General features: G+C 61.8%; 16 protein-coding genes and 1 pseudogene. 10 read left to right on the top strand and 7 right to left on the bottom strand.

Going from position 1 to position 19042, the window contains the following annotated elements:
• Positions 1–673: 673 nt before the first annotated feature.
• The gene (locus HUS66_RS17085; RefSeq protein ID WP_175072398.1) at positions 674–1561 is read right to left on the bottom strand and encodes a carbon-nitrogen hydrolase family protein; all 888 of its coding nucleotides are present in this window, start codon (positions 1559–1561) and stop codon (positions 674–676) included.
• Positions 1562–1572: 11 nt separating this feature from the next.
• The gene (locus tag HUS66_RS17080) at positions 1573–2961 is read right to left on the bottom strand and encodes an APC family permease (RefSeq protein ID WP_175072397.1); all 1389 of its coding nucleotides are present in this window, start codon (positions 2959–2961) and stop codon (positions 1573–1575) included.
• Between the two features lie 233 nt (positions 2962–3194).
• On the opposite strand from HUS66_RS17080, the gene HUS66_RS17075 reads away from it, so the two are divergent.
• From HUS66_RS17075 to HUS66_RS17065, 3 genes are all read left to right on the top strand, one after another.
• Positions 3195–3992, top strand: a complete 798-nt coding sequence (locus HUS66_RS17075) for a helix-turn-helix transcriptional regulator (RefSeq protein WP_282847973.1) — start codon at positions 3195–3197, stop codon at positions 3990–3992.
• Between the two features lie 106 nt (positions 3993–4098).
• Positions 4099–4704 carry a LysE family translocator gene (locus HUS66_RS17070; RefSeq protein WP_175072396.1) on the top strand — a complete coding sequence of 202 codons (606 nt, stop codon included), beginning with the start codon at positions 4099–4101 and terminating at the stop codon, positions 4702–4704.
• Between the two features lie 11 nt (positions 4705–4715).
• Positions 4716–5546, top strand: a complete 831-nt coding sequence (locus HUS66_RS17065) for an AraC family transcriptional regulator (RefSeq protein WP_175072395.1) — start codon at positions 4716–4718, stop codon at positions 5544–5546.
• A gap of 202 nt (positions 5547–5748) precedes the next feature.
• Here the strand turns inward: HUS66_RS17065 and HUS66_RS17060 are convergent, their stop codons facing one another.
• The gene (locus tag HUS66_RS17060) at positions 5749–6174 is read right to left on the bottom strand and encodes a universal stress protein (RefSeq protein WP_175072394.1); all 426 of its coding nucleotides are present in this window, start codon (positions 6172–6174) and stop codon (positions 5749–5751) included.
• A gap of 9 nt (positions 6175–6183) precedes the next feature.
• Positions 6184–6798 (bottom strand): annotated as a pseudogene (locus HUS66_RS17055) (TRAP transporter large permease subunit); the annotation flags it as partial.
• Positions 6799–6845: 47 nt separating this feature from the next.
• On the opposite strand from HUS66_RS17055, the gene argE reads away from it, so the two are divergent.
• From argE to HUS66_RS17040, 3 genes are all read left to right on the top strand, one after another.
• Positions 6846–8000: an acetylornithine deacetylase gene (gene argE, locus HUS66_RS17050; RefSeq protein WP_175072393.1), complete on the top strand. Its 1155-nt coding sequence runs from the start codon at positions 6846–6848 to the stop codon at positions 7998–8000.
• A gap of 24 nt (positions 8001–8024) precedes the next feature.
• Positions 8025–8762 carry a glutamine amidotransferase gene (locus HUS66_RS17045; protein WP_175072392.1) on the top strand — a complete coding sequence of 246 codons (738 nt, stop codon included), beginning with the start codon at positions 8025–8027 and terminating at the stop codon, positions 8760–8762.
• 70 nt (positions 8763–8832) lie between these two features.
• Complete coding sequence (locus tag HUS66_RS17040) at positions 8833–9600, top strand: FadR/GntR family transcriptional regulator (protein WP_175072391.1); 768 nt, start codon at positions 8833–8835, stop codon at positions 9598–9600.
• 50 nt (positions 9601–9650) lie between these two features.
• Here HUS66_RS17040 and HUS66_RS17035 read toward each other — a convergent pair whose 3' ends face one another.
• The 3 genes from HUS66_RS17035 to HUS66_RS17025 form a co-directional block, all read right to left on the bottom strand.
• Positions 9651–10577 (bottom strand): Gfo/Idh/MocA family protein, encoded by a 927-nt coding sequence (locus tag HUS66_RS17035; RefSeq protein ID WP_175072390.1) that lies wholly within the window; start codon positions 10575–10577, stop codon positions 9651–9653.
• A 202-nt stretch (positions 10578–10779) separates the two neighbouring features.
• On the bottom strand, positions 10780–12579 hold the full coding sequence (locus HUS66_RS17030; protein ID WP_175072389.1) for an IlvD/Edd family dehydratase: 1800 nt from the start codon (positions 12577–12579) through the stop codon (positions 10780–10782).
• 104 nt (positions 12580–12683) lie between these two features.
• The gene (locus HUS66_RS17025) at positions 12684–14429 is read right to left on the bottom strand and encodes an IlvD/Edd family dehydratase (protein WP_175072388.1); all 1746 of its coding nucleotides are present in this window, start codon (positions 14427–14429) and stop codon (positions 12684–12686) included.
• A 216-nt stretch (positions 14430–14645) separates the two neighbouring features.
• On the opposite strand from HUS66_RS17025, the gene HUS66_RS17020 reads away from it, so the two are divergent.
• The 4 genes from HUS66_RS17020 (at position 14646) to araD1 (ending at position 18918) form a co-directional block, all read left to right on the top strand.
• Positions 14646–15671: a TRAP transporter substrate-binding protein gene (locus HUS66_RS17020; protein WP_175072387.1), complete on the top strand. Its 1026-nt coding sequence runs from the start codon at positions 14646–14648 to the stop codon at positions 15669–15671.
• Between the two features lie 125 nt (positions 15672–15796).
• The gene (locus HUS66_RS17015; protein WP_175072386.1) at positions 15797–16417 is read left to right on the top strand and encodes a TRAP transporter small permease; all 621 of its coding nucleotides are present in this window, start codon (positions 15797–15799) and stop codon (positions 16415–16417) included.
• Entirely contained in the window at positions 16417–17721 is a 1305-nt protein-coding gene (locus HUS66_RS17010) for a TRAP transporter large permease (protein WP_175072385.1), read from the top strand. Before HUS66_RS17015 ends, HUS66_RS17010 begins: the two co-directional genes overlap by 1 nt.
• A 210-nt stretch (positions 17722–17931) precedes the next feature.
• Positions 17932–18918, top strand: a complete 987-nt coding sequence (gene araD1, locus HUS66_RS17005; protein ID WP_175072384.1) for an AraD1 family protein — start codon at positions 17932–17934, stop codon at positions 18916–18918.
• The last annotated feature ends 124 nt before the right edge of the window (positions 18919–19042 follow it).

Genomic DNA, 19042 nt, shown 5'->3' with positions numbered 1-19042 from the left:
GTCAAGGAACAGTGTGGTTCGATGAGGCGAAAGACAGGATTCGACGACAGCTACCGCGAAGCGGTTTAGTTCAACAGTGATTATACAGCACGCTCGGGCACCAACCCATGGACACGCAAAGCAGCCCCCAAGCTGGTGGGTCGTGAGTAGACAGCCACGCACCTAGAGTGCGACTGCCACGCTCCGCGAAGACCTACTGCTACTGGATGTCCTATTTCATTCGATTCCAGGGATGCGCCAGCATGGGGCAAGGATATGAAGGTTTGGCTGGAACACCTTGCGATAGATCGTTATATGGCGATAATCACGCTACCGCCCCTACCTGTGCATGCTGCAATGGCGTCCTGCCATTCATGCGGTAGTCTCTGCATCCTGCATACCTATTATTCAGTTTAACCGTCTTGGCGGCCCTGAGTGGCTAGCGTATTCATTCGTGGCGATGGATGCAAAACGGCAATGAGCTGAAAAGCGGGCTTGGCCTGGCAACTGAATCGTCGAGCGAGAGTGGTATTCCGCAGTAACACCGATAAATAAAGCCCTCAAGGCGAAGTGAACGCTCCCCAACAAGACTATTTACCTGATATACGCCAAACCCGATACCTAGCCCAAATTCAGAACAAAAAAAGTGCGGTGGTGAGCCGCACTTTTCTGTGAAGACTAACGTCTGGACAGTTTATCGCTCTCGATTCCATTTGCGCGGATCAATGCGGCCTTCATACATCGGTAATTCCAACACCGGGTCCTCATCCCGGAACTGGGACCACATGCGGTTCAAGCCTGCGGTGCCGAAGGTCCGTACGCGCTCCACCTCATCCAGGTTGAGCACATCGGTGAGGATGCCTGAGGTGGCCCCGGGCATTTGCGAGCGAACGAGTCCTTCAGGGTCAACAATCAAACTCTGCCCTTCGCCCGAGGGCGTGGCCGAATTGACGCTGACCATAAACACCTGGTTGAAGATGGCGTTGGCCTGCACCAATACCAGCTCCTGGGCGCGGTCACTGGTAGAAGTAGCGACCTGGTTGATGATCACGTCCGCCCCCAACCAGGCTAGTTGCCGCACCACTTCCGGAAACCAGATGTCATAGCAAATAGCCAGGCCTATCCGGCCGATGCCGGGAACATCAAACACCTCGAAGCTATTGCCTGGCTGAAAAGGCTCATAGGGCCGCCAGGGGAAGCACTTGCGATAGGCGGCTACCCGTTCGCCCTCAGGCGAATACACCGGAGCCGTGTTGTACAAATGGCCGTCATCACCTCGCTCGCAGACGGTGCCCGGCAACAGCCAGATGTTCAGGTTGCGGGCGATGCGTGACAAGTGCTGGTGGCGAAGGCCATCGATCGGTTCGGCGGCCGCTTCCAACTGTGCTCTGCGTTGTTCAGGCGTGCCACTGGCCCCGCATAGGTAGAACTCCGGGTATACCACCATGCGTGGCTGATCGAACTCAGCACCGAAGTCGCTCAGGTAGTCAGCCAGTTCCGCCTCGAAGTCGCGAAGCTCGGCATCCGTGCCGGGCTGTCGTGAGGCTTCCTGGACGACCAGAACGGGCAAGTATCTGGGCATGTCAGCCTCCATTAACGATGTGCTTCAGCCGAGGCAGTCGCCGGCTCAGACTCAGATTCGGAATCGGATTCATCGAAGGCCACTTCCGGCGGCTCACGGCGGAAGAAACGGGTCAGGTAGACCAGCTGTGCCACACCGACCAGTAGCCAGATCAGGCCCAGGAACACCGCGTTGATATCCAGTTTGCTCATCAACCACAGATTGACCATGGCACCGACCAGCGGCACGACAACGCCCTTGAAGATGCCGTAGCGACGCTTGGCGTCCGCATCCTTGCTAACGAGGAAGATGACCGAGAGGTTGACCATGGTGAAGGCTATGAAGGCGCCGAAGTTAATGAACGAGGCGGCTGACAGCACGTCCATGAACAGGGCGATAATACCGATGCCGCCGGTCAGTACGATGCTGAACACAGGGGTATGAAAGCGCGGATGCAGGGCACCAAACAGCTTGCGCGGCAGTACCGCGTCGCGCCCCATGGCATACAGCAGGCGTGACGCACTGGCCTGTGCCGCCAGCCCTGAAGTGAATTGCGCCACCACCATGCCGGCCAGGAAGATGGCCCCGAACAGGTCTGCGCCAATCATCCTGGCGATCTCGAAGGCGGCTGAATCCGGGTCGGCGAAGTCACTGCCGGGATGCGCGAGCTGGGTGGTGTAGCCCACCAGCACGTAGATGCCACCCCCGATCAGGGCGGTGAGCATGATGGCCCTGGGAATGTTGCGCTTGGGCTCGATAGTCTCTTCGGTCAGCGTGGTAACGGCATCAAAGCCCAGGAAGGAGTAGGCTGCCACCGCTGAAGCGGCGGCAATGGTGGTAAAGCCGGAATCCTCGCCGATGAACGGCGCCAGGCTGAACAGGGCATCGGTGCCACCCGTCGAGAACACGTGGCGAACAGACAGCAGCACGAAGAAGCCGATGACCAGGATCTGGAACACCATCAGCAGCGAGTTCACCTTCGACGCCATCTTGATGCCGTAGATATTCAGGAAGGTGGTGATGCCGATAAAGCCCAGCAAGAACGCCCAGCTAGGCACCTCGGGGAAGCGCGCATTCAGGTAGGCGGCGCCGATCAGCCAGATCACCATCGGCAAGAAGAAGTAGTCCAGCAGCACGCTCCAGCCCACCAGGAAACCGACCCGTGAGTCGATGGCCCGGCGTGCATAGGTATAGGCAGAGCCCGATACCGGATAGGTACGCGCCATGATGCCGTAGCTATAGGCGGTAAACAGCATCGCCACGGTGGTGATGAGATACGCTGTGGGTACGGCGCCATGGCTGACGCTGGCGATGACACCGAAGGTCCCCAGCACGATCAGTGGCGTCATGTAGGCAAGGCCAAACAGCACCACGGCCTTCAGCGATAGGGTTCTTTCAAGTTTGATATTGTTGTCGTTCATGCTTCGTCTCCAGGACACGTTGACATCGGTGCCGAGCAAATGCCCGGCCAGTGCAACAAAATGGATGGCGGTGCCTGACCTCACATCTTGATAGGCACAGCCACACAGTCGCCGGCGTTGGAATAGCCCGTTAGACTGCGACGCGTTGCTAGCAACACGCTCTAGAACCGTATGATCCAGCTTTCGGAGCGTATATAACCCCAGCGTGGTATGGCCTTGGGTATGAGGAATTGGTGACACACAGCGACTATGACCCGATGTTGGGCAAGACCATCAAGGCCTTGGCCACGCCAGAACTGCCCCGACTTTTTGCCAGGTTGGTGGAAAGCTTGGCAGCATTCGACAACCTGATCATTATTGCCTACCACGGCGAACATCGGCTGGCGGTGCTCTATCGGGAGTACACCGACCCCGTGGTCTATCTACCGATGGATAGCCAGTATCTCGGTGGAGCCTATCTGTTGGACCCTTTCTACCGTGAGCACCTCAAGGGCAAGGTACGCGGAATACGGCGGCTGGTGGACGTGGCACCGGATCATTTCCGGCGCACGCATTACTACAACAACTATTACAAGCAGACCACGCTGCTCGACGAGGTGGCGGTTTTTGCCAGCATTTCCGAGAGCATTACGCTGACCGCCTGTTTCGGCAGAGACCGCTCCAGCGGGACAGCCTTTGGCAAGCATGAGGTCCAGGCCCTACACGATAGCGAGATGACACTTGGCGCGTTGCTGGAAATGCACTGGCGTGACTATCAACCCGAAAGCCTCGCCAAGGCTGCCCCCGCCCCACTGGAAGAACGGCTGCGCGAAGCCCTGAAGCAGGACCATGACATCGGGCTTAGCCCACGCCAGGCCGAAGTGGCGCTACTGATATTGCGTGGCCACTCATCGCTATCCATCAGTCTCCACTTGGAGATCAGTCTCCAGACGGTCAAGGTGTTCCGCCGCCAGCTCTACGCCAAGTGCGGCATATCCTCCCAGGCAGAGCTTTTCGCGCTGTTAATGCCCTTATTCTCACGACTGGCCTGATACTGCCGAGTACCCGGCCACCCCGCTGCAGGATCGTTCAAGACCGCTCGCTCGACGCTGGCTAGCCTATGGAGTCAACTAAGTCGGCTACCGATGAGGCAGAGTGATGGAAATCGTCTTATACGCGTTCACCGTGATGTATACGCCTGGCCCTGTGAACCTGATGGGCTTGAATGCCGGGCTTTCCTCACCACTACGCGACACCTACGGCTTCTTCGTCGGCGTGGCGCTGGCGATCTTCTGCTGGTTCGCCTTGATCGGCTTTGCGGGTCAGCTATTGGTCGTTCAAGACCTGATTCCCTATGTCGCGCTGGCGGGTAGTGCCTATATTCTGTACTTGGCATACAAGGTGTTTACATCGACACCAGCGGCGGCTGACGACAACAGCCAAGCGGGTCAAAACCGATTGAGCTTCAGTAACGGGCTTTTCATGCAGTTGCTGAATCCCAAGAACTCTCTTGTCGTCATACCGATAACGACGGTCATGTTCCCCGGCCGGGACATTACCGGTATCGCATTGATCAGTTGTTCGGCACTGATTGCGCTGGGCGGCGGCGGTGCACCTACACTCTACTTTTTGGCAGGCAAAGTCGTTGGCAAACGAATTCATCAGCCGCGATACTTGCGCGCCTGCAATCGGGCCATGTCGCTGCTGCTTGTCGTTGTCGCCGTCATGATGCTCGTCGATTATGTTCTCATGCCGTTGCTCTGAGTGGGGTCACCATGAGCGAGATGAATGCCGATTGGTGCTTCGTGGCGCCGCCAACGCGCATCGAGCGCCTTGAGGCGCGCTTTCAGGGTCATGCCTACACCACACACCGCCACGATACGTTCGCCATTGGCATCACGCTAAGCGGCGTGCAGAGCTTTCATTATCGCCGCGACTACCGGCACAGCCAGCCCGGTACCGTCATGGTGCTTCACCCGGACGAGGCTCACGATGGTCATGCCGGTGACGACCGTGGCTTTCACTACCGGATGCTCTACGTCACGCCAGCGCTCATCCAAGACGCGCTAGGAGGCAGAACGCTTCCTCATATCACTGGTGGCCTGTCGACAGACCCGTCCTTGCGGCGCGCCGTGCGCTTCCTGCTGACATCGCTCGAGGCGCCCTTGGACGCGCTCGAAGAGGAAACGGGCATCGCGGAACTGGCCGCGGTACTGGAAGCCAATAGCGATGCTCGACTCGTTCGCCCGAGAGTGGCACCCGACATACGTGCGGCCAATCTGGCTCGGGCCTATCTCGATGCACACCATCATGAAGGCGTCTCGCTGGACGACCTTGAGCGGGTATCTGGTCAGGAGCGTTGGACACTCTCCCGCGACTTTCGCGCGCTGTTTGGCACCAGCCCCTATCGCTATCTCACGCTACGCCGGCTGGATCTCGTCAGGCAGCGCATCGCCACTGGCGTTAGCCTGAGCGAGGCCGCACTCTCGGCGGGATTCGCAGACCAAAGCCACATGACCCGCGCCTTCGGTCGTGCCTTTGGCATCACGCCCTCGCGCTGGCGTTCACTACTTCGCCATGATGGAGGGCCTAGTGGCAGGGAATGACGCCTGCTGCTCGTGCTATTGCCCCATGCAGCGCCCGGTGCCGAATAAGCATCGTGACACTGGCTAAGCCTATCCATTGATGGCCATGGCGCCTCGATTGTCGGCGCAAAAAAAGCGGCCGCCAGACACATCTGACGGCCGCTTGCCTACTTAATCTCACCTACTTATCTGGCCTACTACGCTTGCCTACTAGGTTAACGACTTAGCGGATCACGAAGACCGAGCAACCGGCATGACGCACCACCCGCTCGGCTGTGGAACCGATGAAATAGTCGGTGAGTCCCGGGCGGCTGGCCATCATCAGAATAGCGTCGGCACTGATTTCCGAGGCGTACTCGAGAATCTGATCATGAGCGCTGCCTTCTCGGGTAACGACATTCATGGTGACGTTCTCCACCTGCAGCGACTCGGACAGGCTCTGCAACTGGGCTTCGGCTTCCCGTTGGTGCTCAGCGTACTGGTCTTCTCCCAACTGAGTCATCAGCGCTTCCTTGTGGACCGTAATCGGATCCACATAAAGCAAGGTGATGCTGCCCGCGCCATCGATCAACAAACGGGCCGACTCACGCAGCCTGGCGAGTTGCTCTTGATGCGCGAGATCGACGGGAATCAGGATGTGATTGAACATAGTGTCACCTCAACCCATGACCTTATTAGGTAGCCATAGCACGATTTCAGGGAAGACCATGCACAGGATCAGTACCACTAAATTCACGGCCACAAAGGGCGTGACGGATCGGTAGATCTCTCCCATCCCGACATCCGGTGGCGCAATGCCTTTCAGGTAGAACAAGGCGAACCCATAGGGCGGCGTCTGCACGGCGATCAGTATATTGAGAATCATCAGCACACCGAACCAGATAGGGTCATAGCCCATGGAGACGGCGATGGGCGTAAACAGCGGCGCGCACATCAGCACGATGATGAACTCATCAATAATGAAGCCCAGCAGCAACATGATCACCTGAAACAGGATAATGATCATGATAGGCGGCAGGTCCAGGCTTGCAGCGAGATCGGCCACCATGCTCTGCACCCCCATCAGCAGATGGAAATTGCTGAACACCGAGGCGCCGAAGATGATCCACATGGCCACGCTGACCAGGGTGGCGGTCTGAAGACCGGCGGACTGAAACATGGCCGGCCGGAAGCGCTTGTAGAGAATCGCCAGCAGAATGGCACCGAAGACGCCGATAGCCCCCGACTCGGTCGGCGTGGCAATGCCGGAGATGATGCTGCCCCTCATCAGTATGCCGCCTCATGATAGGCTAGCGCCATTCACCGTTCAGGAGCCAGATCATGACCGCCACCGCCCTGCTCGAGACGCTGGTGGGCTATGCCACCGTCTCGCGCGACTCCAATCTTGAGCTGATTCGCTTCATCGAGACCTACCTCGACGGATACGGCGTGCCCTACCAGCGCATTGAAAACGACGATGGCAGCAAGGCCAACCTGCTGGCACGTATCGGCCCGGCGGTCGAGGGTGGGGTGGTGCTATCCGGGCACACCGATGTGGTACCGGTCGATGGCCAGCCCTGGACGACTGACCCTTTCACACTGCGCGACGGCGACGATGGTCGCCTCTACGGTCGCGGCACCTGCGACATGAAGGGCTTCATCGCCTGCGCGCTGGCTCAGGTACCGTACTGGATTGAGCAGCCCCTCGAACGGCCGATCTACCTCGCCCTGTCCTACGACGAGGAAATTGGCTGCTTGGGCGCGCCACGCCTTATCGAGCGGCTGATGGCCGATGAGCCACGCCCGGCAGCGGTGATCGTCGGCGAGCCGACGCTGATGGCGCCGGTGGTGGCCCACAAGGGCATCACCAACCTGCGCACCACCGTCACCGGCCAGGCGGCCCACTCGAGCCAGGTATATCAGGGCGTCTCGGCAATACACATTGCCGCACGGCTGGTCACCCGCATCGAAGACATCATGGAGGACCTCAAGGCCGAGGGGCGCATCGACGAGGCCTTCAACGTGGCGCATTCTAGCCTGCATGTCGGCCGCATACAGGGCGGAACGGCGATCAATATCAAGGCCCGCGACTGCCACTTCGACTGGGAAATTCGTCACCTGCCGAGCGATAGCTTCGAGACGCTCTATGCGCGCTTTGATGCCTATGCTCGAGAACTCGAGGCCGAAATGCAGGCTCGCTCACCGGGCACCGGCATCGTCACCGAGCATATTACCCAGACCGTGCCGGCGCTCGCCGACCGCGACAATGCCGAAGCAGTGGCGCTGTGCCGCCAACTGCTCGGCGACAGGCCCAATGAAGCCGTGGCCTACACCACCGAGGCCGGCCAGTTTCAGGGCGTGGGGCTACCCACGGTGATCTGCGGGCCGGGTAGCATCGGGCAGGCCCACCAGCCCGATGAGTACGTCGAACACAATCAGCTTGCGGCCTGCGATGAGTTCATGCAGGCATTGGGCAAGACACTGCTCAAGGACTGAGCTTCCACCGAACCGGACTTCTCCATGACAAGACGCTCGCCACGACTGCTGCTGATCAAGACCGGGGACAGCTTCCCCGACATTGTCGCCGAGCATGGCGACTTCGAGGCGCTGTTCCAGGCCCGCCTGCCCGATTACGAGTTGACGATCTGGGATGCGCAACGAGACACATCGGCGCCAGAGCATGCAGAGGTCGATGCGGTGCTGATCACCGGGTCGCACGCCATGGTCAGCGACGCCGAGCCCTGGAGCGAGGCGCTGAAGCCCTGGCTGCGCGAGGCCGTCGTTCGCGACCTGCCCACCTTAGGCGTCTGCTACGGGCATCAGTTGCTGGCCGAGGCGCTGGGCGGGAAAAGCGGCTATCACCCGCAGGGCCGCGAAGCCGGCACCTTCGAGGTCGCACTCACCGAGGCTGGCCAGGCAGATGATCTGTTTGGCACCCTGCCCGGCCGCTTCCCGGCTCACCTGACGCATGCTCAATCGGTGCTCACGCCGCCAGCCAGTTCGGTGGTACTGGCGAGCAATGCTCACGATCCCTATCAGGCGCTACGCCTGGGGCCCAACCAGTGGAGCGTGCAGTTTCACCCGGAATTCACCGCCCCTGTGATGCGTGCCTATCTTGAGCACCAAAGTAAAGGGCTGGGCGAAGCGGGCCAGAACGTCGAGGCCCTGCGCGAGGGTATCCGCGCGACCTCCGAGGCCAACGCCCTGATCGAGCACTTCATCGCCCTGTTGAGAACATCGTCAGCAGATAGCCGCTAGTTTTCAGCCCGCTTGCTCATATGTTCAACATATGACAATTTGAGCCTACATTTTGCCGGACAGAGCCTACGTGAAGGAAAAGCAGCAAAAACCCAACCAGCGTCCCAGCGTCGCCGAGTTCCTGGCCGAGGAGATTTTCTCCGGCCGCTACCAGCCCGGCGACTACGTGCCCAAGGAAGTCGACCTCTGCGCTCAGTTCGCCATCAACCGCTCGGCGGTCCGCAGTGACCTGAGGCAACTCGTGGATGTCGGCATCATCGAGCGCATTTCCGGGCATGGCTCCAGGGTGCGGGAATATTCCGAGTGGAATATTCTCGACCCCACCGTCACCGGGTGGATGACCCGCTATGCGGCGCCCAATCCCAAGGTCCAGCGGGAGATCCTGTCATTCCGGCTGGATGTCGAACCCTATGTCGCCATGATGGCGGCCAAGCGGGCCACCGCCCGTGACCTGGTCGCGATAGAGGAAGCCTTCGAGGGGATGGGGCAGAACATGCACGGCGATGCTGGCCCGGAAGCGAATCGCCTGCACAGCGATTACGATGTGGCCTTTCATGTCGCCATCTACAAAGCGACCCATAACATCGTCTGGGCGCAGCTGTCCCATATCCTGCGCCCCTCCATCTATCTGCTGATCAAGATGTCCAACGTCAGCGCCACGGATCCCGAGGCGAGCCTGGAGCGCCATCGTCAGTTGATGGAGGCCATCCGTACCCGCCGCCCTCACGAGGCCTTCCGCGCCGCTCAAGCCGTGCTCGCCGGCACCGCCGATGCGCTCGGTCTCAAGCCAGGCGAATCCGTACTGGGCAGCAGCATGAACCTGACGCCGGACACCTGAACGCAAGCCACGGCTCAGCCGCCGGGGAGGCGGCCAAGCCTGTCATGCCGCTATTCGATAAACGCTTCAACCGCGCGCCGGTGACCCAGCATCATCGCGTCGGCTACATGGCGCAGGGGGGCGACATCGATATCGCTTTCGCCGCTCTTCAGCAGTTCACACAAATGCGCATAGACGCCCTGGTACTCGCGTTCCGGCTCATCGATCACGACCTCTCCATCGATGATCAAGCGCGACCCGCCGCTTTCAAGCTTGAGAACCCCGGCATCGGTGTCGATGCGCATGTCCCAGCGCGGCGGATCCTGATGACGGAAGTCGAAGTCGGCGTCTACCGCCACGCCGGCAGCGGTGCGAAAGCCTAGCCTGGCGGCGATCGGCGTCTGGCAGTTTTCCGGCATCTCGAGATCGGCGTGCTTGAGAAAGAACGGCACCGACATTAACTGTGTGGCGATGGATAGCGCATTGATGCCGGGATCGAAGACACCCATGCCACCTGCTTCCCAGATCCAATCCTGCCCTGGGTGCCAGACGCGCACATCCTCATGCCAGTCGATCGTCACCCCGGCCACAGTCCTTGAGGCGAGCCAATCCTGGGCGTGGCTAATGCCCGGGGCGAAACGCGAATGCCAGGCGGCGAACAGCACGGTGCCGTTCGCTTCGGCCAGCGCCTTGAGATCCTCCGTCTCGGCCAACGTCGCGCCCGGCGGTTTCTCGAGCATCACCGCCTTGCCATGCACGAGCGCCAGGCGCGCCAGCTCATGCCGCAGGTGGGTCGGTGTGCAGATCGCGATGGCGTCGAGCGTCGGCTCGGCGTCGAGCATGGTGGCAAGGTCTTTGTAACTCGCGATGCCAGCAAGCTCCGAGAAGGGATCGGCCACAGCGACAAGCTCGATCCCCGGCGTGGCCTCAATAGCCGCCAGATGCTGATCGCGCACGATCTTGCCGACCCCAACCAGGCCCAGGCGAAATTCGGACATGACACACTCCTGCAAGCAATGAAAAACGCCCTGCAGTCTACCGCCACGACACCCTTTACCGCCACGACACCCTGCGCCCCACGATACCCTGCACCGTCACGACGGACTGGGCCGCCGCCTAGCCGACCTCGTCGCCCGACGCCCCGGCGGGCTCTCCGGTAAGTGGCTCCACCGGGGCAAGGCGGCGTTTGACGCTATGGCGTCAGTGGTTGTCCCGCGGTGGGCTGCGACGGGCCACGTCCTGATACTCGGTCGCGCCCCGTAGAATCATGCCACGGTCCAGCGGCTCGACCATCGAGCGCTGAATTTCCTGCCAGGGCGTCTGATGCGCCGGATAGGGGTAACCACCGGCGGCCTCGAGTCGCTCGCGACGCCGGGCCAGTTCGTCCTCATCGACCAGCAGACGCACCTCGCAGCGGCCCAGATCCACTCTCAGCCGGTCGCCAGTCTCGAGCAGCGCCAGCGGCCCGCCAGTCGCGGCTTCCGGCGAGGCGTTGAGGATCGACGGTGAGCCGGAAGTGCCCGACTGTCGACCGTCGCCCAGACAGGGCAGCGAGTCGATGCCGGCGCGGATCAGCGCCTCCGGCGGCTGCATGTTGACCACCTCGGCGCCACCCGGATGGCCAACGGGACCAGCGCCGCGCATCACCAGGATGGTGCGCTCATCGATACCCAGGGCAGGATCGTCGATGCGCGCATGATAGTCCTCGGAGCCGTCGAACACCGCCACCTTGCCCTCGAAGGCATTGGGGTCCTCGGGATCGCTGAGGAAGCGCTGGCGGAAGTCCGTCGCGATCACGCTGGTCTTCATCAGCGCCGAATCGAACAGGTTGCCCTTGAGATTGAGGAAGCCCGCGTGCTCGACCAGCGGGTTGGCATAGCGGCGGATCACTTCCTCGTCGACGGTCTCGCGACCGGCCAGGTTATCGACCAGGCTGCGGCCGTTGGCGGTCGGCACCTCACCATGAAGCCGCCCGGCCTCAAGCAACTCGTGCATCACCGCGGGCACGCCGCCAGCGCGGTGGAACTCCTCGCCGAGATAGGCCCCGGCCGGCATCACGTTGGCCAGCAGCGGCACCTCGTGGCCGAGCCGCTGCCAGTCGTCGTTGTCGAACTCGACGCCGGCATGGCGGGCGATGGCGTTGATATGTACCGGCGCGTTGGACGAGCCGCCCAGCGCCGAGCAGGTGACCACGGCGTTCTCGAACGCTTCACGGGTCAGGATGTCGCTCGGCCGCAGGTCGTCCCAAACCATGTCGACGATGCGCTCGCCGGTCTGGTAAGCCACCGCGCCGCGCTCCTTGTAAGGGCCGGGGATCATCGCCGAGCCGGGCAGGCTCATGCCCAGCGCCTCGGCCAGCGAATTCATGGTCGAGGCGGTGCCCATGGTGTTGCAGTGGCCCACCGAGGGCGCGGAATCGGCGATCCGCGACAGGAACTCGGGATAGTCGATATCGCCGGCGGCCAGGCGCTTGCGCATCTCCCACACCACGGTGCCGGAGCCGACGCGCTCGGCGCCGCGCCAGCCGTTGAGCATCGGCCCGCCGGACAGCACGATGGCCGGGATATTGACCGTGGCGGCGGCCATCAGGCTGGCCGGGGTAGTCTTGTCACAGCCGGTGGTCAGCACCACGCCGTCCAGCGGATAGCCATGCAGCACCTCGACCAGGCCCAGGTAGGCCAGGTTGCGATCCAGCGCTGCGGTGGGGCGACGCACGTTCTCGTGAATCGGATGCAGCGGAAACTCGAAGGGCACCCCGCCGGCGGCACGGATGCCATCCTTGACCCGCTTCACCAGCTCGATGTGGTGACGATTGCAGGGCGTGAGATCCGACCCCGACTGGCAGATGCCGATGATCGGCTTACCCGAGGTCAACTCCTCGAGCGTGATGCCGTAATTCAGATAGCGCTCGATGCACAGCGCCGTGGTACCGGGATGCTCGGGGTTATCGAACCAGTCGCGTGAGCGCAGCTGATCCGGGGTCAGACGGGGCGAGGACATGGTCAAACTCCTGGTCCTTGCGACGCCTGTCTCGGGCGTCGCAGGCATGGGATCGGATGGCGGCAAGACGGGACGGGAACGCGGCCATTGGCCGGTGTCCAGATTCAGTGCGAGTGCCGGGGTACCTCGGCGCCGCGACAGCCGACCAGGAAGTCGAAATCGCAGCCTTCATCGGCTTGTAGAACATGCTCGATATAGAGCTGGCGGTAACCACCGCTGCTGGCGATGCGCGTCGACGCCGCGCGGGGATCGCTTTCGGCCAGCCGTGAGGCGAGTTCGTCTTCGCTGATATCCAGGTGCAGGCGGCCGTCATAGGCATCGAGCTCGATCCAGTCGCCGTTGCGCACGGCGGCCAGCGGACCGCCGGCGGCGGCTTCCGGGGCCACGTGAAGGACCACGGTGCCATAGGCGGTGCCGCTCATGCGGGCATCGGAGATGCGCACCATGTCGGTTACCCCCTGCTCCAGCAGCTTCGACGGCAGCCCCATGTTCCCGACCTCGGCCATGCCGTGGTAGCCGCGTGGACCGCAATGCTTCATGACGAGCACGCTGTCTGCCGAGACCTCGAGGTCCGGGTCGTTGATGCGCGCCTTGTAGTCGTCGAAGTCCTCGAAGACCACGGCCTGGCCACGGTGGCGCATCAGTTCTGCGCTCGCCGCCGAGGGCTTGAGCACGGCCCCGCCCGGGGCGAGGTTGCCACGCAGCACGCACATGCCGCCGTCGTCTACCAGCGGGTTGTCCAGCGGGCGGATCACTTGGTCGTTGTAAAGCGGGGCATCCTTGACGTTGTCCCACAGCGTCCGGCCGTTGACGGTCAGGGCGTCCTTGTGGGGCAGCCGGTCGGCTTCGCCGAGGCGACGCAGCACCGCCGGCAGACCGCCCGCATAGTAGAACTCTTCCATCAGGAAGCGCCCGGACGGCTGCAGGTCGACGATCGTGGGAGTACCGCGGCCGATGCGGTTCCAGTCATCCAATGCCAGATCGACGCCCATGCGCCCTGCGATGGCCTTCAGGTGAATGACCGCATTGGTGGAGCCACCGATGGCCGCATTGGTGCGAATGGCGTTCTCGAAGGCGCCCTTGGTGAGCACCTTGGAGAGCTTGAGATCCTCGTGGACCATCTCGACGATGCGATTGCCCGACAGATGGGCCAGCACATAGCGACGCGAATCGACCGCCGGAATGGCCGCGTTGTGAGGCAGCGAGGTGCCCAGCGACTCCGCCATGCAGGCCATGGTCGAGGCCGTGCCCATGGTGTTGCAGGTCCCCGCCGAGCGCGACATGCCCGCCTCGGCGGCCATGAAGTCGTGAATCGAGATCTTGCCGGCCTTGACCTGCTCGGAGAGCTTCCAGACCACTGTGCCCGAACCGATGTCCTTGCCTTCATGCTTGCCGTTGAGCATCGGCCCGCCGGTCACCACCAGCGTCGGCAGGTCACAGCTCGCCGCCCCCATCAGCAAGGCCGGGGTGGTCTTGTCGCAACCCACCAGCAGCACTACCGCGTCCATCGGATTGCCACGAATCGCCTCCTCGACATCCATGCTGGCGAGGTTACGGGTGAACATCGCGGTGGGTCGCAGATTGGACTCGCCGTTGGAGAACACCGGGAACTCTACCGGGTAGCCGCCAGCCTCGAGAATGCCCTGCTTGACGTGCTCGGCGAGCTTGCGGAAGTGCGCGTTGCAGGGCGTGAGCTCTGACCAGGTATTGCAGATTCCGATAATCGGCTTGCCGTCGAACTCATGATCGGGAATCCCCTGATTCTTCATCCAACTGCGATACATGAAGCCGTTCTTGTCGGCGGTACCAAACCAGGCGGCACTGCGCAGCGGGCGCTTGCTCTGAGACATGGAGGTTACTCCTTATCGAAGGATCGCGGCCTACGGCTCGATCCTGTATGCGGCGAAGATTGTGCTAGACGTTACCGGCAACGGCCAGCGTAGTCGATACATACAAAAGTATATGTTGAACAAATAGCATGTATGTTCAACATTAACACTCCCAGATGGGGATGCTGCTTTGTCAGCTCACGCCACAACAAGAATCTTCCTTCGATGGAGAGTTTCATGCTCAATCTCAAACTCAAGCACGCCATAGTCCTCACCGGCTCGGCCCTGCTGGTCGGGCTTAGCTCCGCCCACGCCGCCCAATACGACTGGAAGTTCCAGGCATCGGAGACTGCAGGCGAGCCCAGCTTCAAGATCAAGCAAGCCTGGGCCGACAAAGTCGAAACCATGACCGATGGTCAGGTACACATCGAAATCATGCCGATCAACTCCGTGGTAGGCCCCACCGAGACCCTGCAGGCCGTCTCCTCGGGCATTCTTCAGGGCCACATGACCGATCCCAGCTACTTTTCCGGCCAGGATCCGGCATTCGGCATGCTGGGCAACCTGGTAGGCGCATGGAGCGATCCCTACGACTTCCTGGAATTCATGAAGTACGGCGGTGGCGAAGCGCTCTATAACGAACTGGCTAACCCCTACGGTACCCACCTGATCAGTGCGGCAACCTTTCCGCTGGAATCGATTCCCTCGACTGTGCCAATCGAGTCCATCGATGACTTCCAGGGACTCAAGATCCGCGCCCCGCAGGGCATGGTCTACAACATCTTCGAGCGCATCGGCGCCACGCCGGTCAACCTGCCAGGCTCCGAAGTCTATACCGGCCTCGAGAAGGGCGTAATCGATGCCGCCGACTCCACGGTGTTGTCCAACAACGACGCCATGGGCATCCATGACTTCGCCCCCTACCCGCTGTACCCGGGCTTCCACTCCATGCCGATGATCGCGGTATCGATCAACAAGGATATCTGGGATGGCCTGCCGGATGACCTGAAGACCACCCTGGAGACCGCCTTCGACGGCATGGCCTATGACCTGATCGCCCGTCTCAAGGAGCAGGATCTCGAGACCCTGCAAGCGCTCAAGGACAATCCGGATGTGCACCCGTTCGACCTGCCCGCGGATGAGCGCAAGAAGTTCCGCCAGGCGGCCCAGCAGGAATGGAAAGAATGGGCCGACAAGAACGAGATGACGCAGAAAATCTACGACTCGGCCACCGCCTTCCTGACCTCTCGCGGACTGCTCTAACCCATCGAACTGACCTGACGAGCTAGTTCGACGAGCGACTCGCATCACTGGCGAGACCCGACCACTCGGGTCTCGCTGATCACTCTTCTCAGCATGGCGGCGCCCGGGCGTCGCCTGGAGGCGTCATGTCTCAAAAGATTCACGACGAGGATCCCCCAATGAGCGACGAGGACGGCCGCGTCCCCGCAACTGCCGAAGATCAGGCGCCGGATCCGGTACGCAGTGCCTTCGACCGCGGGGTGGTGTGGTGCGCCAGAGGCGCTGCCTGGCTGGTGTTCATCGCCATGGGGATCAGTGTCTTCGAGGTCATCATGCGCTATGGCTTCAACTCGCCCACTTCCTGGGTTCACGAAAGCGTGGTCATGCTGGTGGCGGTCAGTTTCGCCCTCGGCGGCCCCGCAGCACTGGCCGGCAATCAGCACATCCGTGTACGGGTGCTCTACGATGCCGCCGGCCCGCGGCTTAAGCGCTGGCTCGACCGTTTCAACGACCTGGTCACCTTCTTGTTCTGCCTAGCCATGAGCTATGCCGCCTTCGTGATGTTCTGGGACGCCTCCCACAACCCGCTCGGCGAATGGTCGCTTGAACGCTCCGGCACTTCCTGGAATCCGCCTTTCCCGGCTCTGGTGAAGGGCATGATCATGCTTGCCCTGATCATCATGTGCGTTCAGGCCTTCATCCATGTCATTCAGTCGTTCCGCGGCAAACCCGCCACTGCCACGCCCGACGATAAGGGAGCCCTATAATGGAGATCGCTGACGCGACGATCCTGCTGGTCGGGGCGATCTTCGCCCTGCTGGTGACCGGCCTTCCGCTGGCCTTCATCACCGGCCTGGTAGCACTCCTTTTCACCTTCGGCTGGTTCGGGCCAGAGGCCCTGCCACTGGTCACCAGCCGGGTGTTTGGCTTTGTCACCGAATATTCGCTGGTGGCAGTACCGATGTTCGTGTTGATGGCCTCGCTGCTCGACCGATCAGGCATTGCTAAGGACCTTTTCAATGCCATGCGAGTGTTCGCTGGCCGCCTGCCCGGCGGGGTCGCCGTGCAGACCATCGTGGTGGCGTTCTTCCTGGCGGCGCTGTCCGGAATCATCGGCGGCGAAATCGTGCTGCTGGGCATCCTGGCCCTGCCGCAGATGCTGCGCCTGGGCTATGACAAGCGCCTGTCGATCGGTGTGGTCTGTGCGGGCGGGGCACTCGGCACCATGATGCCGCCCTCGATCGTGCTGATCATCTACGGCCTGATCGCCAGCGTCTCGATTGCCGACTTGTTCACCGCCGCGATTACCCCCGCGGTGATCCTGATGGGCTCCTACATCGCCTATGTCATGGTGCGCTGCCTGCGCGATCCGAACATGGGCCCGCCGATGACCGATGCCGACCGCGAAGACGGCTTCTCCAATCGCTGGCAGGCGCTCAAGGCCATTATCGTACCGGGGCTGATCGCCTTCATGGTACTGGGCTCGATCTACGGCGGCGTGGCCTCGGTGACCGAAGCCGCGGCAATGGGGGTGTTCGGGGTACTGCTGGCGATAGTGCTGCGCGGCGAATTTTCCGTGAAGACCCTGCACTCGAGCCTGAGCCAGACCATGACCACCTGCGGCATGATCATCTGGATCGGCATCGGCGCCGCGGCGCTGGTCGGGGTCTATAACCTGATGGGCGGTAACCGCTTCATTTCAGGAATGATCATGGAGCTCGACGTGGCCCCTATCGTGATCATCCTGGTGATGATGGCGATCCTGCTGGTGCTGGGCATGTTCCTCGACTGGATCGGCGTTGCCATGCTGACGCTGCCGATCTTCGTGCCGATCGTGGTGGAACTTGGCTACAGCCCGATCTGGTTCGGCATTCTGTTCGCGGTCAACATGCAGGTTTCCTTCCTGTCACCACCGTTCGGACCAGCCGCCTTCTACCTCAAGGGCGTGGCGCCCCCCGAGGTCAGCCTCAAGGACATCTTCATCGCGGTGCTGCCCTTCATCGCCCTGCAACTGTGCGTGCTGTTCACGCTGCTGTTCTGGCCCAACCTGGCCCTGTGGCTGGTGGGCTGAGCCAACGGTTAGCTGGCCTGGCGACAAGGAACGTCGCCACTGCCTTGTAAAAGCCAAGGCGACCTTGGTTCCGCCAAGCAACGGCATAGAATCAACATACAAATCTTAATGTTGTACATAAACCGAGATACGGCGCTATGATGAGGTCGCTTCGATGCTCGACCGGCGCCTGACTCTCCTTCTCTTATCTGGATGTCGAGGAATCACGCAATGCGAATCATCCAATGTTTGCACCAGAACCGGCCCGTAGCGGCGCTGGTGGAAAACGAGCAAAGGGTCCGCCTGACCAACGCCGATACCTACACCCTGGCGCGGCGCGCTATCGCCGATGGCCGCGGGCTCGCTGAGGTGGTCGAGGCGTCACTGACCGAGACCCGCCTCGACTATCAGCAACTGATCGACGAGCGACGCCTGCTGCCGCCGCTGACCCATGCCGATCCGGCGCATTGCCTGGTCACCGGCACCGGCCTGACCCACCTGGGCAGTGCCGATACCCGCGCCTCCATGCACGCCAAGGCCCAGGCGGACGAGTCCGAGCTGACCGATTCGATGCGCATGTTCAAGCTCGGCGTGGAAGGCGGCAAGCCCGCCGTCGGCGAGACCGGCGCCCAGCCGGAATGGTTCTACAAGGGCGACGGCGATTGCGTGGTGGCCCCCGAGGCGGCGATGCCGGTACCGGCCTTCGCCGAAGACGCCGGCGAGGAGCCTGAGCTCGCCGGGCTCTACGTGATCGGCGACGACGGCCAGCCCTGGCGCGTCGGCTACGCCATCGGCAATGAGTTCTCCGACCATGTCACCGAACGCTTCAACTACCTGTGGCTGGCCCATTCCAAGCTGCGCCACTGCAGCTTCGGCCCGGAACTCTTGATCGGCGAGCTGCCCGAGCACCTCGAGGGCGTCAGCCGCATCGTGCGTGACGACGAGACCCTGTGGGAGAAGCCGTTTCTCACCGGTGAGGCCAACATGGCGCACAGCTTGGCCAATCTCGAGCATCACCACTTCAAGTATCAAGGCTTCCGGCGCCCCGGCGACGTCCACGTGCACTTCTTCGGCACCGCGACGCTGAGCTTCGCCGACGGCGTCCAGACCCGCGACGGCGATCGCTTCGAAATCGCCCTGCCGGCCTTCGGCCGCACGCTGCGCAACCCGCTGGCGTTCGAGTCCGAAGCCACCGACACCCGCGTCAACTCATTGTGATGACAGGAGGCAACATGACTCTGGAAGGAACGCAACTGCTCGGCCAGCGCGCCGTGACCGCCAATGGCCAGGCCATTCACGCCATCAATCCCGCCACCGGCGAGACCCTGTCGCCGGGCTACCC

It is taken from the genome of Onishia taeanensis (assembly GCF_013349955.1).
Classification (GTDB): domain Bacteria; phylum Pseudomonadota; class Gammaproteobacteria; order Pseudomonadales; family Halomonadaceae; genus Onishia; species Onishia taeanensis_B.
This window is presented reverse-complemented; position numbering and strand designations above follow the sequence as displayed.

What these genes read in the sequence shown, in the direction of transcription:
- HUS66_RS17020 (WP_175072387.1), top strand. Translation starts at nt 14,646, where the DNA reads ATGCTCAATCTCAAACTCAAGCACGCCATAGTCCTCACCGGCTCGGCC.
- argE (WP_175072393.1), top strand. Translation starts at nt 6,846, where the DNA reads ATGACCGCCACCGCCCTGCTCGAGACGCTGGTGGGCTATGCCACCGTC.
- HUS66_RS17045 (WP_175072392.1), top strand. Translation starts at nt 8,025, where the DNA reads ATGACAAGACGCTCGCCACGACTGCTGCTGATCAAGACCGGGGACAGC.
- HUS66_RS17070 (WP_175072396.1), top strand. Translation starts at nt 4,099, where the DNA reads ATGGAAATCGTCTTATACGCGTTCACCGTGATGTATACGCCTGGCCCT.
- HUS66_RS17085 (WP_175072398.1), bottom strand. Translation starts at nt 1,561, where the DNA reads ATGCCCAGATACTTGCCCGTTCTGGTCGTCCAGGAAGCCTCACGACAG.
- HUS66_RS17025 (WP_175072388.1), bottom strand. Translation starts at nt 14,429, where the DNA reads ATGTCTCAGAGCAAGCGCCCGCTGCGCAGTGCCGCCTGGTTTGGTACC.
- HUS66_RS17015 (WP_175072386.1), top strand. Translation starts at nt 15,797, where the DNA reads ATGTCTCAAAAGATTCACGACGAGGATCCCCCAATGAGCGACGAGGAC.
- HUS66_RS17010 (WP_175072385.1), top strand. Translation starts at nt 16,417, where the DNA reads ATGGAGATCGCTGACGCGACGATCCTGCTGGTCGGGGCGATCTTCGCC.
- HUS66_RS17080 (WP_175072397.1), bottom strand. Translation starts at nt 2,961, where the DNA reads ATGAACGACAACAATATCAAACTTGAAAGAACCCTATCGCTGAAGGCC.
- HUS66_RS17035 (WP_175072390.1), bottom strand. Translation starts at nt 10,577, where the DNA reads ATGTCCGAATTTCGCCTGGGCCTGGTTGGGGTCGGCAAGATCGTGCGC.
- HUS66_RS17030 (WP_175072389.1), bottom strand. Translation starts at nt 12,579, where the DNA reads ATGTCCTCGCCCCGTCTGACCCCGGATCAGCTGCGCTCACGCGACTGG.
- HUS66_RS17060 (WP_175072394.1), bottom strand. Translation starts at nt 6,174, where the DNA reads ATGTTCAATCACATCCTGATTCCCGTCGATCTCGCGCATCAAGAGCAA.
- HUS66_RS17065 (WP_175072395.1), top strand. Translation starts at nt 4,716, where the DNA reads ATGAGCGAGATGAATGCCGATTGGTGCTTCGTGGCGCCGCCAACGCGC.
- araD1 (WP_175072384.1), top strand. Translation starts at nt 17,932, where the DNA reads ATGCGAATCATCCAATGTTTGCACCAGAACCGGCCCGTAGCGGCGCTG.